The organism is Pseudovibrio sp. Ad46 (assembly GCF_001623065.1).
Classification (GTDB): domain Bacteria; phylum Pseudomonadota; class Alphaproteobacteria; order Rhizobiales; family Stappiaceae; genus Pseudovibrio.
On record NZ_LMCG01000052.1, the window covers coordinates 26587 to 41089 of the forward strand.

Sequence of the window (14503 nt, forward strand, 5' to 3'; positions counted from 1 at the left end):
GAATTTTTCATTCTGATGAGCGTATTGTAGGTTTTATTTGATAGTAAACTTCTGGATACGAAGTAAGTCCTGCCTAACTTGTAAATATCACCCTATCGAGAAGAAGAAGTTACCTTTTTATAAATCCCAAAGTACAAAGGAAAGCTGCTACAATTAAACATACCAGCAAGAAAGCTAGCGGTATCTGCAGGTAGAATAACCTCCCCCTAAGTTGACTTAAACATTCTCGTCAAAACGTCCCCCACACGATGGAAGTCCGGATCCAGTTCGGTCTCCAGCGGAGCTATGGCGAAGTAGGCTCCTTTGCGTTGATGGAAGCCGAAGGGTGCGCAGAGGCGATTGTTTTCGATTGCTTCTGTGACGAGGGGCCGAGGTGCGATTGTGGGACCGAGGCTGGCTTCGGCGCCCTGAAGGGCCAAGTACATCTCATCGAAGTAGATTGTGTTTTCGGCTGGCTCCAGAGAAACGCCGCTTTCCTCCACCCAGTTCTCCCATATATGCGGCCTGTCTTTTGGAAGCAGACGATTGTAGTGAGTGAGGGTGTGGGCTGGATCGTTTGCTTCTGACGACAACAGCAGCGGTGAGATCACCAATCCAAACTATTCATCTGCAAGTTTCAGGAGCATATTGCTTACATCGGGGACCTCCTCAACTCTCAGGCTGAGGGAGTAAGAAGCATCCACTGCGCCGTAATGTGTATCATCTGCTACGAACTGCAACGGGCGATCACCAATGGCCTCTTGTATCAGACGGGCGTTTGGGATGATTACACGCAGCAGGCTGGTAGAAGGAGCAGCTAGTACGAAGGGTCTGTTTGAAAGGTCGTGAGAAAAACTCTGTTCGGCCTGCCGCAGTAAAGCAAAGGCGCTTCGAGTCTCCTGAAATAACCTTTCTCCGGCTGGTGTCGGCTGGTTGCGGCGTGAAACGCGGATGAACAACTTGGCCCTTAGTTCCGCTTCCAGTGCTTTGATGTGTTTGCTGACCGCACCTTCGGTAACACACAGCTCATCCGCCGCCGCTGCTATGTTTCCGCATCTCACAATCGCCTCAAAAGCTCTGAGAGAGGGAAGCCTACCCAGCAAATTTACTTTCCTATTACTCAAGTCATAATCCCAAATATTCGATTATCATCTGAGTTATAGCAGCCTAATAGGCCCAACTGGACCGAGCGTGCACATTTGGGCGTTACGAACAACAACAAGGGAACATTGAATCTCATTCACCCAAGTTTGGTGATTTTGAACTGGTAAGATGCGGACATTGCTGCCCTTCGCTGCAACGCAGAAAACTCTGATCAGTGAGAGGTGGCGGCTAGCGTCGAGGGCCAACACCGGACATTAGAACGTTTCTATCAAGAGTTGATGCTATCTACATGGAAGGCATTCTCAGTAGCTTAGCGGGAAGCCCTTCATAGCTCTATGCGATTACCTGAGTAAGACGGTCAGATCGGTTTGCGAGCCCTTTGCTGACGCTCGACACTGCGTCTAACAGAGGGAGAGTTCGCAGGTGCAACATGTAGCTTTGCCATTACGAACATTCGCTTGGTTAGGGAATAGCCCTATACAACGCTAACATCCAACTTGCCATTTAATGCAGACAATGCTCATTCATTTGAAATAATATCAAGCAACTAAACAACTTCTCTCTCAATCTGCCTAAATGCTCTTTTAAACCTAAAATTGTTGCCTCGGTCATTTGTAGCCTCATCATCCAGAATATGGCTGAACTCTTCTTCGACATATTTTAAGTAATCAAGTGCATGTGCAGTTTTACCTTTCATCGCAATCAAATATGACCTCGAAAGCCCCATTCTAAATTTATCAGCATCTTTTAGGTGGGCGCTCGCATGTATATCGTGGAATCTAAGACACTCATCCAAGCTTGCTTCCGTGAAGGGATCAAACTCTGCAACTTCTTTTGGTATCTTTTTCTTGCTTCGGTAAATCGAGCTGGTGAACACTTGTCCATACCATTCAAAATAGTCGTGAAGGTAACCCATTGTAACTTTGATCCAAGGAAGTCGGTCAAAGAAAAAATCCTGGTTCACAAAGAAGGAGGCATCTTCGATAAGATTTGGTAAGAATTGGCTAGATACGTGTCTGTTTAGATTAGGCGTTTTACAAAGATCAACGAAGCAGAGTTCGATAGGTGTGCCGCTCCATTCAAAGTCACAAAAGTCGCCTGCGTATAGTTCGATAAGCTCTTCATAGGGTGCAATACTTTCTTTGAGAATTCCAAGGAATGAATCCCCAAAACGATATTCGACATCTCCAAACTTTCTCACAATGTCGGAGCCATTTCGCGGTTTTGGTAGATAACCGAGTTCGTAGCTGCTAATTGGTTTTGTGTTAAAGCCCAAGGGCGACAAAAACTGCTGAGATTTAGGATTATCGCGAAGGCCTTGAGCAAGAGAAACCACGGATGATCCCATAAAGCTCCCGGCGTCAATGACCGCCCCATGCGCTGAGTAGCTTTTTAATGCTAAATTATAGAGCATTTTCCGCTCAGCAACAGAGAGCATGCCAGATGCTGTGAGCACATTCTCAGGCAAACCTAATCCAAGAAATGAGATACTTGGATGGAGATAACACCCATGAGAAACTACAGCATTTTTGATCGCAAAGTCGATCATGATGTTAATCCCTGACATTAATATGGCGGAGTTTTTGCACTTCCGCTTGGATCAACTAACGCGCTCCAGCAACACAAAAAACCGCATTGGTTTCCAGTTCATTCGTCGTAATATCGGGTAAAATACCCTCTACTTTCTTAGTAATTTCAGGAGTCATGCGCTGCAACACACTATCTGGAGAGGGGCGATGGTCCCAAATTTTTATATCGAAAAACTCCTGAGTTAATTCTCGCAGTTCTGAAATGCGAATGCGGTTAAGGTTGGTATATAGATAATGATCTTCTGGTAACTCCTTGAGGATGCTGATGTGATTCCAGTCAAAGAATTTTTTATGCTCGGGATTACTGGTATCTAATACAGAGGGGTTATGAGGTGCCATGTGATGTCCACTCCATCCATAAAAATTATGATGAAGAAAGATGAGCTTACCATTCTTATTTACTAATTTGGATATATCAGCAAATACGCTTCTTATATCTGTCAGGTGCTCCGTGACATTATGCAGGCAGACAATATCGTAGGTGTTTTGGCCAACTAAATCACTTGTTGATGTTTGAAGTAATTCAATGTCTTCAATAGCATTCGCGATTTCTTTTGCGGTTTTTGGAACTTCTACCCATTGCCGTATGCGCTTGTTGCGCATTCGTTTTTCCTCAAGCAACATTGCAGGATCGATCCCAGTATAGCTCCGAGCGCCAGCACACAGATAACCAAACGCATACCCGCCAAAACCACAACCGACATCTAAGATGTTCTTGCCTTTAACATAATTCTGGATTTTCTTAGGCCAAGTGCAATACCCAAGTTCAACAGCCTTCTCGATTAACTCTGGGTCGAAATTCCTGAGGGCTCGCCGCATGTCACCACTATTATGAAAAAAAGCTATTTTAGCCTGTAGTTCGTGATTATCCCAATCATCGGCTGGCGTGATTTTTTTTAATTGCCGACCTGCTTTGAGCCGCGAAAGTTTGGAGAGGTGTTTCGAATCGAGAACTTCAAGAGCATCACGAGCTTCTCCTTGCTTTCGCAACCATCCCACCTGTTGGCGCACTTTCAGAGCCCGATTATGCTTGGGGTTGGTGTTCAACGCAATTTTTAATTCATTTTCTGCTTGATTGAGGTCTCCTTTTGCAATCTGAAGCAACGCTGAAATCGTCCGCATGCCTGCATGCTGAGGATGCTTAGCTAGAAAAGTCAGACAATATTTCTCACAGTTATTGAGTATGCCTTTTTTCGACTCGATCTGGCATAGAAAGAAAGCAGCCGGGTGATATGGAGCGGCTTCAGCTAAAGGATGCAGATACTCTCTGGCTTTATCTAGGTCGCCATCAAGAGCAGCTTGTTTCCCTAACTCAAATTTATCTAAGCGGGTGGGCACTTTGACTGACATTAATGTCCTCGTGATATCAAGCATATCACCAACCTAATATTTCTTTTATTAAAGCACTAGGTAAATGAGATATTGCGATTAGTTAGACACGTCTTTTAGAACGTGAATATCATGTGTATTGTATAATGAATGCAACCATTATAATTAAGTACATGAAATGCTAAGTCGTTTTAAAGATCACCCATTGGAGACTTGAATAGTGAAGATACTTTTGTTGGGAGGAGATGGCTTTTGCGGTTGGCCTACAGCCCTTCATCTAAGTAACCTTGGGCATAATGTTATAATCATAGACAATTTATCTCGCAGGCGTATCGATATTGAATTAAACGTTGGATCCCTTACCCCAATTCGTACCATCAATGAACGAGTCCATGCCTGGTTTGAGCTTACCGGACACATCATTCAGTTCATAGAAATTGATATTGCTCATGAATTTGACAAGCTAATAAGCTTGTTAAGAAATGAAAAGCCCGACAGTATTGTGCATTTCGCTGAGCAACGCGCAGCGCCTTACTCAATGAAAAACTGCTACTCAAAAAACTACACAATCACCAACAATATATGTGGCACTCACAATATTTTGAATGCAATTGTAGAGGTCCAGCAGGATATCCACTTGGTGCACTTAGGTACCATGGGGGTCTATGGATATGGCCACGACGAACCAATTCCAATTCCCGAAGGATATCTTGATGTTCAGATCAATACATCTGACAACCGCCAAATAACGGACTCTATTGTCTATCCACCAAATCCCGGCTCTGTGTACCATATGACTAAAACTATGGATGCTCAGATGTTTCAGTATTATGCAAAAAATGACAAGCTGCGCATCACCGACCTTCATCAGGGAATTGTTTGGGGTACTCAAACTCAACATACCAGTTTAGATGAACGGCTGATTAATAGGTTCGATTATGACGGCGACTATGGAACGGTTCTAAATCGTTTTCTAATGCAAGCGGCAGTTGGTCTACCGCTCACTATTCATGGAACTGGGGGGCAAACAAGAGCGTTTATTCACATCTCAGATACGTGTAAGTGCATTGAATATGCGCTTTTGGCACCTCCGCCTCTTGGCAGCCGTCCGGCTATCCTGAATCAAATGTCTGAAACCTGTAGCCTTTCAGAGCTAGCAAAGTGCATCCAGTCAATCACGGGATGTGAAATCAGTTATGTGCAAAATCCTCGAAATGAGGCGGAAAAGAATGATCTAGTGGTTAAGAACGACCATCTGCAATCATTAGGTTGGCAACCGACTCTCATGGAGGATAGCCTGTTTCGAGAGGTCACAGAAATCACTGAACGCTACCGAGAGAGAGCCGATCATTCAAAAATTCGCTGTGTCTCCTATTGGAGCAAGAAAACTAAGCAACCCATAACCACCTCCTAGTTTTGACGAGTTTTTAGAGACATGTTTAATCGTATCCTCATCACTGGCGGTTGTGGCTTTATCGGCTCGAACCTGGTCAGAACACTCGCATCTGAGGTGGCAGCTCACGAAATCTTGGTTTTGGACAGTGAAGTCACAGGAAACGCAAGCTCGTTAGGTGGCGTACCTCATTATTTTATCCATGGGGACATTAGGGATCAATCAGTTCTTGAGGATGCGATAAAAGGCGTCGACGCGGTCATACATTTAGCTGCTGATACGCGTGTAATAGATTCCATTGAAGATCCTACCTATAACTTTGACGTCAATGTAAAAGGTACATTGAACCTTTTGGAAGCTATGCGAAAACAAGGTGTTAGAAGCCTTGTTAATGCGTCAACTGGTGGCGCAATTATTGGAGATGGCCCCCAACCAGTCCACGAAAGCATGCCAGCATACCCAGCTTCAGCCTATGGTGCATCAAAAGCTGCTGCTGAGGCTTATTGTGCAGCTTATTCACAGAGTTACGGAATGGATATCACGTCGCTACGCTTTTCAAATGTCTATGGGCCTCGTTCTATCCATAAGGGCAGCGCAATCGCGATGTTTGTTAGATCAATTCTTATGGGTGAGCCGTGTCAAGTGTATGGTGATGGTAGCCAAACCAGAGATTTCGTGTTCGTTGAAGATCTTTGTCAGGGCATCCTTCAGTCACTGAAATCTAAACATAATGGGGTTTTTCAGCTTGGCAGCGGAAAGCCAACTTCGATCAACGAAATTATTGGCATTTTAAAAATAGTTTCGGGCCAAAATGATGCGCTAAGAATTGCCTATCATGGTTTTAGGGCAGGCGAAATTCTCCATAACTTCGCTGATATTAGAAAAGCTCGGAGAGACTTGGGCTTTATGCCTCAGACTGACTTAATTACTGGTATCCAGAGAACATGGGACTATTTTCAGAATAAGTTGAGCGCTTTGCCAATCAGTGATGAGCGTGGAGTGCCCCAGCATGCAGATTGACACATTTGCGATCGAAGCTTTCCCCAATCTAGATAGCTACGCGAGCCATACATCAGGCAACAAACTTCGCGTATGCATTGCTACAGAAGAGATCCTTGGGCCAGTCAGAAATGGTGGCATTGCTTCCACTTACTACCATCTAGCCAAAGGGCTAGCTGCTCGTGATCATGAAGTTCATATTCTCTACCTTAAAGGGGAAAGTGTTGAGAACGAAACACCTCAGCATTGGGTTAAGCATTTTGCTGAATTTGGCGTCGCTCTACACTACTTACAACATACAACCGAGACTATCGTAGGTCCGTCTCAAAATTGGCAAGGGCGATACAACGCGGCTTATCGCTGGCTAAAAGAACAACAAAAATTTGATGTAGTTCACTCTTCAGAATGGCGAGGAGGCCTAATTTACGCTTTGATGGCTAAAAAGCTCGGCCTTGCGTTTCAAGAGACCCTTTTTATCATTAAAACTTCTTCTCCACATCTATGGAACCGCCATTACCAGATGCAACCCATTGCTAAACGCGACCTTTTGCCAGCGAGTTTTGCTGAACAGAAGTGCGTTGAACTTGGTGATATTGTCATTGGCGGTAGTGCACATTTGCTGTGTTTTATGAAGCATGTTGGTTATCAGCTGCCTGCAGCTACTTATGTGCAACCAAATATTCTAGATTTTTCAGAAATTGATGTTATCGATCAGAGGCCTCCTCGAAAAACTGGGGATAGGATTCATGCTCAAGAACTAACGTTTTTCGGCCGTTTGGAGATGCGCAAAGGGATTGAGTTATTCTGTACAGCTCTGGATCTTTTAGAACGGGAAGGTACCCCCCCTAAGACAGTGAATTTTCTCGGTAAATACGGCGAAGCACTTTCAAACCAGAATAATGAAAAAGTAGTTGATTTTATTAACAGAAAAGCCAAAAGCTGGAGCTTTGAGGTCAACTGTGTAACTCACCTGAACCAACCAGAAGCTCTTTCATTTCTGTGCTCGAGAGACATGATTGCAGTTATGCCTTCGCTTATCGAAAATTCTACAATGGCTGTTTATGAAGCGCTTGAACATAACATTCCATTTATAGCAACAGATGTTGGTGGGACACCTGAACTGATCGCAAAAGAAGATCATTCTGCTTGCCTGATACCACCGAACGCATACGAGCTGGCCGGCCGTTTGAAATCCGCACTCATGGAAGGCCATCCCATCGCGGGTGCCAGTTTCAGTAATCAAGACAACTTAAAAACCTGGTACGGCTTTCACGCCTACCTAGGAGATTTATACGCTAGGAACTCAGGTAAGGAAGCAACAGTAACGCTTAACAAGCTAGCAGTATTGAATGCGAAAGAGAGGCAAGAAACAGTCGCTGGAACCTTAGAGATAGTTGTTTTGCTGCGTGAAAGCGGTACTGCAATGGCATTTGCAAAAGCTTTGCTGAGCGAGCTCCCAGATAAAGTAAGCATTCTGGTTACGTTACCGGAGCTTGAAGAGACAGCTCGGGGCATTGTCGAATATTTGCAACGTAATGGCATAAGCTCCAGATTATGCCCGTTTATTGGTTTCCCGGCAGGACAAGCGTTCAATCGAATAATGGATGAATGTTCTGCTGATGCCTGCATTTTATGCGATGGTACGGCCGTTCATTTTGCTTCAGGTTTTTGTAACGATATTCGCGTTGCGATTCAGCACCAAAAGAATGCCATCATTTCAAGCTTTGTTAAGCTGCCAGACAACAAAATTGTTATGCCGATGGGAAGCGATATTGTCTCAGAAGTCGTATTCGGAAATTCGGTTGGAGCAAGTGTAGTCTGTATTCCTAAGAAACTCATAGCCCAATTGAGTGGACTGCAACCGTATGACCTTCGCTTTGGGCTTTTACAAGAGTATGTGCTCCGAGCGAAAAACGAACACAATACTGACCTTATGGTGATCCCTGAATGCCGCTTGGCCTGCGCATTTGAGCTAGGAGAACTAACAGAGCAACAAAACAACTCAAACGCGTCATATTTGCGCTCAATGCCATTGATCGAAAATGATAACATCGCATATCGTAAATTAGCTCTTTTGCCCCACACAGGTCACGGAAGTCTCAAACTCCAACCAAAGCTATATCGGGATAAAAAACGACAAGATGATGAACCGGTTTGGCTTGTGCACGCAGACAGATCTCGCAAACTAAGAAATAGATGGTCCAAAGTTGCGATTGGACTGGATGAGAGTGCATCGCGAATACTTTGTGTTGCGATTGGTTCAGGAGAACGTTCTTTATTTGCTAATGGAACAAAGCAACAAATCTCACTCATAAATCAAACGGGCGAAACAACGCTGCATGCCTTTGACATTCCAAAGGATTGGCCGGAAGGTGACCGATACAATATTAAGTTTCATTTAGCGAACAAAGACAGGACGCGCTCGCAGTTCATCCGAGTTATCAAGCTCTCCAGAAATGTTTTTGTAGCTGTATCGGGCAGTGTGATCTTAAACCGAGATGCAGCCGAAAGGATGTTTAGCCAGCATGATACTCTTTTCAAAATTCCAAGCATTGCCGCAAAAAAAAAGCAACCAGAATCAATTTCGGAGTTGAAGGAAGCAACTAAGCGAACGCTGAAACAGGATAAGCTAACAGCGTACTCTGGAGAAAAGAGGAAGCTATTTCTTACAGCTGATAGCCTTATTTCTTTGCATAGGCCTAAGAGAAAACTCCTTCGCTTGTTCCGTGGTTACTCAGGTTCTCCGATTAAAGCATCTATACCGCCAAAGGAGCTTTTTGCCTTAAACCCCACTCACATTGAAGGATGGGCATGGGATAGAAGAGATACTTCAAAAAAGTTGACAGTTATTCTGGAAGTTAATGGTGTTGCCATGACTGAAGCCAAAGCTGATCGATACATTGCTAGATTTGGCAGCAGAAACCAGAAGCTTGCTCAGCATGGCTTTATACTGTTGGTCCCCAAGGAAGCAAGAGATGTGAATGCCGAAGTCACGGTAAAGGTTAAAGAGGACGGCAGCATAGTTCGTAACGGCAAGCTAAGATACCTTGCCGAGATGTTGGTTGCGCAGTGAGGAAATCGTTTGAATGATCGAACTACAGCAGGACATAAATGCGATTGCCCCGATGCTTAGCAAACGCATATGCATTATTACTGCTGATATCTTCGGGCCTATAAAAAATGGTGGTATTGGTACTGCTTATTTTCATTTGGCAGTGTTTTTAAAACGTACCGGGCATCATGTAACCATTTGCTTTGTAAATGGGCATGCCAAAAACCAACAAAAAATGCGGATCACTCGCGATTTTTATTCTGAACATGGTATTGAATTTTCTGCTGTTGCTCCTCAGGTACTTGCAAAAACTGAGATGGCTCAGACAATGGCACCTCCATATGCAGCCTATGAATGGTTGCGAGAGCACGAAAGTCATTTTGATATGGTGCACGTGTCAGAGTGGCGTGGTTTGGGGTATGTTGCTTTATTAGCCAAGAAACTGGGTATTGCATTTCTAAATTTACAATTTGTTGTCAAAGGTTCCTCTCCAACACTCTGGGCTGCGGAGGGAAATTCGCAGTTCCTGGAAGAATACCGTCAACTTGGTTGGGTTTTTATGGAGCGACAGAGCGTGGAAATGGCTGATACGCTCATCTGCGGCAGTCAGCATCTTTTGAATTGGATGCTTCGTAATTGCTATAAACTTCCTGCAAAAAGTTTTTACTGGCCCAACGTGTTCCTAGAAGACCTTAGCAGCGTTACTCCAAAACGATGCTCTCTCGTGGGGGAATGGGTGTTTTTTGGCCGATTGGAACCTCGGAAAGGTATCTTGTTATTTGTTAATGCTCTCAATGCGCTAGCTGCAAAAGGCATTTCAATTCCCCCAATCACTTTTCTCGGAGGTTATTCTCATCGGTTTGATGCTCAGAAGTTCATTATGCAAAACAGCAAGAAGTGGCAAACCAAAGTCACATTTAAAGTCAATTGCAATGCTTTTCAAGCAATCGAATACCTTAGTGTCGAAGGCCGGTTAGCAGTGATCCCATCCTTACTGGAAAACTCTCCATTGGCTGTTTATGAATGCTTAGCTGCACAGGTTCCGTTTATTGCTGCAAATACCGGTGGGACGTATGAACTGATTGATGAAGACGGACGAGAAGGAGTCTTATTTGAACCTCATCATCTGGCACTAGCAGGCCGGCTTGAGCATTATACCAAACGACTCCCAGCCCCTGCAGTGAGACATGATAGATTGAAGAGATCACTGACAGTCTGGGAGAACTGGCACCGCCAAAACCAATCAATGTCAAAGGCAGCCAGACCAAAGAAAGACAATCATCCGCTAGTCAGTATCTGTCTTACTCATTTTGAACGCCCCCATCTTCTAACCCAAGCTTTAAAGAGCATTGAACGCCAGACCTATCGAAATTTTGAGGTGATAGTCGTTGATGATGGTAGTCGTTCGCCGCTTGCACGTGCAACGCTTAAGGCCCTTGCTCAAAGGTACAAAGATAAGTCATGGCGCATCCTCTATCAGGAAAATAGATATGTAGGGGCAGCAAGAAACAAGGCCGCTCAAGTTGCCAAAGGTGAGTTTCTGCTTTTCTTTGATGACGACAATTTCATGATGCCTGAAATGGTCGACAAGCTTGTGAGCGCAGCAACTTTTGCAGGGCTTGATTGTTTAACTTGCAGTTCATTACGTTTCAGTGGTGAAGGAGAACCTTATTCGTCCAATAGTGTACTCGGAACGCAGATACGCTTTGTAGGCCCTGCAAAAGCATGGGCGACAAAGGTAAATGTGGTTGGCGATGCAACCTGCCTTGTAAAAAAGACAGCCTTTTCAGCTTCTGGGGGGTATTCTGAAGGATATCGAGTTGGAAAAGATGATATTGAATTTTACAATCGCCTAATATTAGATAATCGAAAAATATCTTACTATCCTGATCCATTATATTACTATCGACAAAGTACAGATAGTATGAAGCTGAAAAATCAGATTAAAGAAGAGGCTGATTTCAAGCAGGTATTACCGTTTCTGGACAATATGGATGCTGAAGATAAAAGCCTTTTCTTACTACGCCCTGATGCGTCTCAGCTTATCAGTAACCAACGCGATGCTGAAAAAGCAAGTTTCCGACCAGGGAAAGTGAGTTCGGCTATACGAAAAGCGCAGAATTTTATTAGGGTAAAAATTTGAGACCTAGTAAACACTCCAATAAGTCCAGACAAACAGATTATCCATTAATCTGCATATTACGGGACGAAGCTGACATTTTACCAGCGTTCCTGCATCATTATCGCTCAATTGGAGTTACTTGTTTTTACATTGTTGATACCGGTAGTTCAGATGGCTCTCGTGAGTTTTTGCTTCAGCAAAATGATGTTCAGCTCTTTGAAAAAAATGGGGGTTACCCGCAAGCAAATGCCGGAATTGATTGGGTCAATGAAATTGGCAGTAAGTATTGCAAAGACAAATGGACAACAGTTGTTGATGCGGACGAGTTTCTACAGCCTCCCCAACTATCAATACACGGGACGGCAGATGCCTTACAAAGCGAGCTAGCCTTTGCACTTTATACTCCTCTAATAGATTTTTTCTGTGATGATCTTACCAGCGCGCCCAAATGTGCGGTGGATCTAGATGAGCTCATTACCAACACACCCAACTATGTCCCCTTTTCTAAATTTCATACAGAACGTACCCAAGCTTTTCCTTTTTTTGAACTTCGCTCTTCTGCTCGAGCGGATATGTCTGGCAGGAGGAATTATCTTGTAAGATCTTACAAAATACCGCTTGTGTACTGGCAAGCAGACTTCCAGTACCTTCGCTCAACACACTTGTGTACTCCTGTTCCGTTGGGAGATACATGCGGTCATCTGCTTCACTTTAAGTATCGTTCAGGGTTCGAGAAACGTCTATTGAAGGAGTTGGAAAACCCAGATCGCATGAATGCAGATGTTTATCGTATCTCAAAAGCAATCATACGTAATCAGAAATTGCTTCACCAGAACACGGTGGCTTTACGTAACAAAGACGCATTCAAGGAGAGTGATTGGCTGTCAAACGCGGGTTTCTCGGAGAGATGGAAGGAAGTAAATCGCTCTAAAGCTTATTACTTCAAAATTCTTACAGGTAAGAAAACAACAACAGACAGTACACTAGAGGAAAACCTGACACGCATAACTACCTCTTTAAGTTGGAGAGTGACCAAGTCCTTACGGGCATTTCTCTTCAACCGAGGATTGTTGCGACATGAACATTTTCCAGAGCGTATTAATAGCAATCAAGCAGCTGCTGAGCAAATCATTGCCATATATGAGTCATTCTGGTGGATGCTAACCAGTATTATCAGACTACCGGTTGCATTTTACCGTGCAGTACTCTGGTACAAACTCAAACAGCGCAGCAGAAAGACAAGATGACTTAATTTAGCTTCCTCTCATAAATGAGTATTCAAAACTAGAGGTAGCCAATTTCGCTTTCTCTCCGTTTGTGAACAGTAGTAATCTGTGATTGAAATGGCTAAATTTTACAGTTGGCCCTCGACGCTAGCTGCGACTTTTCATTTACCTAAGTTCTCGCAGTGCAGCGAATGGCAGCTTAATCCGCACTGGGTCCATCGCTCAAACTTAAGTACGCTGCCATTCCCACCTCTGGATTGTTCAAAACGCACACAATCAGAAATAGCAAGAACGTAAAACAGGGATATCTCTGCATTAAGGCGAATGTCCACAAATGGTCACAAGCGACTTGCTACACCAGCGAGGCTCTGTGCTTTGACCAACGTCAGCAATGAGCGTATTAATACCGAGTAGAGAACTTCCTATCCCACAAACCAGTCGCCTGCCCCCCTGACGTTGCCTCAATCCTTGATAGAAATACACGAACGTCTGGTTAGTGGTACATCGCAAACGAAGCATTCAATCCATTTCTTAAGCTTCTTCATAACACCCAACGCACAACACTTCATCTAAACCAATCAGTTAGAAGGTGTTTTTCGTTTCACTTGACCCATTTAAATAAAATAGTACTCTTGACCCAATTCAAAAAGTGAGTCGAGCATGATTGGGAATAGTGACACTTATAGCCGTACATATACGGCTTCCGAAGTTGCCAAGATCATTGGGATGAATATTGAGACGTTGCGGGTCTGGAGGCGGCGGAAGCAGTTGGTGCTTGAGGGCGAGCGCCAAGGCTGGACCCGATATACCTTTAATGATCTGATGGCCGTTGCCACCTACCACAACATGGTACGCTCTCACTGCACAAATACGATTGCAGAGCTGATTGCCGGGACTGTCTCACAGCAGCTGGCCAACAAATGGTCTGGTATTCTTGGCACAGAAAGTAGTGTTTTCTGCCTTTGCAACAATGCAATGGATGAGGAAAATATTCAGATAGAGATGCATCTCGGACTGGAAGAGCTTCTGGAGGCGATCACTCAAATTATGCGAAGTTCAAAACGTCAGCCTGCCTATCATATTGTCGATTGTGGTGCTTTGTTTTTGAAAGTGCTGGTGTCTTGCACAAAGGTGCGTGAGGAGAGCGAATAATCGCTTTGGCTCATTAAATCACAGGCCCATGCTATCGGCATCAAAACATCTATAGCCTAAAGATCGAGAGGAGATCGATATGGCGAGAGCGCAGTTGAACTTGAGTATTCAGCCGTATCGCATGCTGAAGAGAGCTGATGCGGCTTCCTATTGCGGTCTAAGTGCAACCAGCTTCCTGGCCAACTGTCCGGTTCCCGCTGTTCTTCTTCCCGGAGGGCGTAAGGTCTGGGACGTCAAGGATCTGGATCGCTGGATTGAAGGCTTAAAGGAAGATAGCCGTCCATCGGATGATGATCTCCTCAATCAGCTGGGGGCTTGAAATGACGATAATCCGGGTCAAAGGCTTCAAGATCTTCAATGACCAGCATGGCAAGCTGCGGTGTTATCATCGCAAGACTGGTGAACCAATCAATCTGGAAAAAGCGCCAATTGGCAGTGCTGCCTTTCTGGCAGAATGCGAGCGACTAACAAACTTGATGTCAGTGGCTGATACCAGCAGGCCGGGCACGCTCGGCAATCTGATTGACAAGTATCGCGCCGGCTCTGCCTTTCTTGAGC

General features: G+C 44.4%; 11 protein-coding genes and 1 pseudogene. 8 read left to right on the plus strand and 4 right to left on the minus strand.

Features of this window, described 5'->3' with window-relative positions:
• Positions 1-206 precede the first annotated feature (206 nt).
• The 4 genes from PsAD46_RS28400 to PsAD46_RS16920 all read right to left on the minus strand — a co-directional run bounded on the left by PsAD46_RS28400 (position 207) and on the right by PsAD46_RS16920 (position 4046).
• On the minus strand, positions 207-590 hold the full coding sequence (locus tag PsAD46_RS28400; RefSeq protein WP_244271781.1) for a LysR substrate-binding domain-containing protein: 384 nt from the start codon (positions 588-590) through the stop codon (positions 207-209).
• Between the two features lie 9 nt (positions 591-599).
• The gene (locus tag PsAD46_RS28405) at positions 600-1103 is read right to left on the minus strand and encodes a LysR family transcriptional regulator (protein WP_343229277.1); all 504 of its coding nucleotides are present in this window, start codon (positions 1101-1103) and stop codon (positions 600-602) included.
• Between the two features lie 527 nt (positions 1104-1630).
• A complete protein-coding gene (locus tag PsAD46_RS16915) occupies positions 1631-2632 on the minus strand; it encodes a hypothetical protein (protein ID WP_057462699.1) in 1002 nt (333 codons plus the stop codon).
• A 55-nt stretch (positions 2633-2687) separates the two neighbouring features.
• The gene (locus tag PsAD46_RS16920) at positions 2688-4046 is read right to left on the minus strand and encodes a class I SAM-dependent methyltransferase (protein ID WP_208981892.1); all 1359 of its coding nucleotides are present in this window, start codon (positions 4044-4046) and stop codon (positions 2688-2690) included.
• A gap of 175 nt (positions 4047-4221) precedes the next feature.
• Here PsAD46_RS16920 and PsAD46_RS16925 point away from each other — a divergent pair, with 175 nt between their 5' ends.
• From PsAD46_RS16925 to PsAD46_RS16960, 8 genes and pseudogenes are all read left to right on the plus strand, one after another.
• Complete coding sequence (locus PsAD46_RS16925) at positions 4222-5415, plus strand: NAD-dependent epimerase/dehydratase family protein (RefSeq protein WP_063300824.1); 1194 nt, start codon at positions 4222-4224, stop codon at positions 5413-5415.
• A gap of 21 nt (positions 5416-5436) precedes the next feature.
• Positions 5437-6414 carry an SDR family NAD(P)-dependent oxidoreductase gene (locus PsAD46_RS16930; protein WP_063286992.1) on the plus strand — a complete coding sequence of 326 codons (978 nt, stop codon included), beginning with the start codon at positions 5437-5439 and terminating at the stop codon, positions 6412-6414.
• Entirely contained in the window at positions 6404-9466 is a 3063-nt protein-coding gene (locus tag PsAD46_RS16935) for a glycosyltransferase family 4 protein (protein WP_063286991.1), read from the plus strand. Before PsAD46_RS16930 ends, PsAD46_RS16935 begins: the two co-directional genes overlap by 11 nt.
• A gap of 13 nt (positions 9467-9479) precedes the next feature.
• Positions 9480-11588 carry a glycosyltransferase gene (locus tag PsAD46_RS16940; RefSeq protein WP_063286990.1) on the plus strand — a complete coding sequence of 703 codons (2109 nt, stop codon included), beginning with the start codon at positions 9480-9482 and terminating at the stop codon, positions 11586-11588.
• Positions 11585-12814: a glycosyltransferase family 2 protein gene (locus tag PsAD46_RS16945; protein ID WP_208981893.1), complete on the plus strand. Its 1230-nt coding sequence runs from the start codon at positions 11585-11587 to the stop codon at positions 12812-12814. Before PsAD46_RS16940 ends, PsAD46_RS16945 begins: the two co-directional genes overlap by 4 nt.
• A gap of 639 nt (positions 12815-13453) precedes the next feature.
• A complete protein-coding gene (locus PsAD46_RS16950) occupies positions 13454-13945 on the plus strand; it encodes a MerR family transcriptional regulator (RefSeq protein ID WP_063307447.1) in 492 nt (163 codons plus the stop codon).
• Between the two features lie 79 nt (positions 13946-14024).
• On the plus strand, positions 14025-14264 hold the full coding sequence (locus PsAD46_RS16955; RefSeq protein WP_208609212.1) for a hypothetical protein: 240 nt from the start codon (positions 14025-14027) through the stop codon (positions 14262-14264).
• Position 14265: 1 nt separating this feature from the next.
• A pseudogene (locus PsAD46_RS16960) lies at positions 14266-14503 on the plus strand (integrase); the annotation flags it as partial.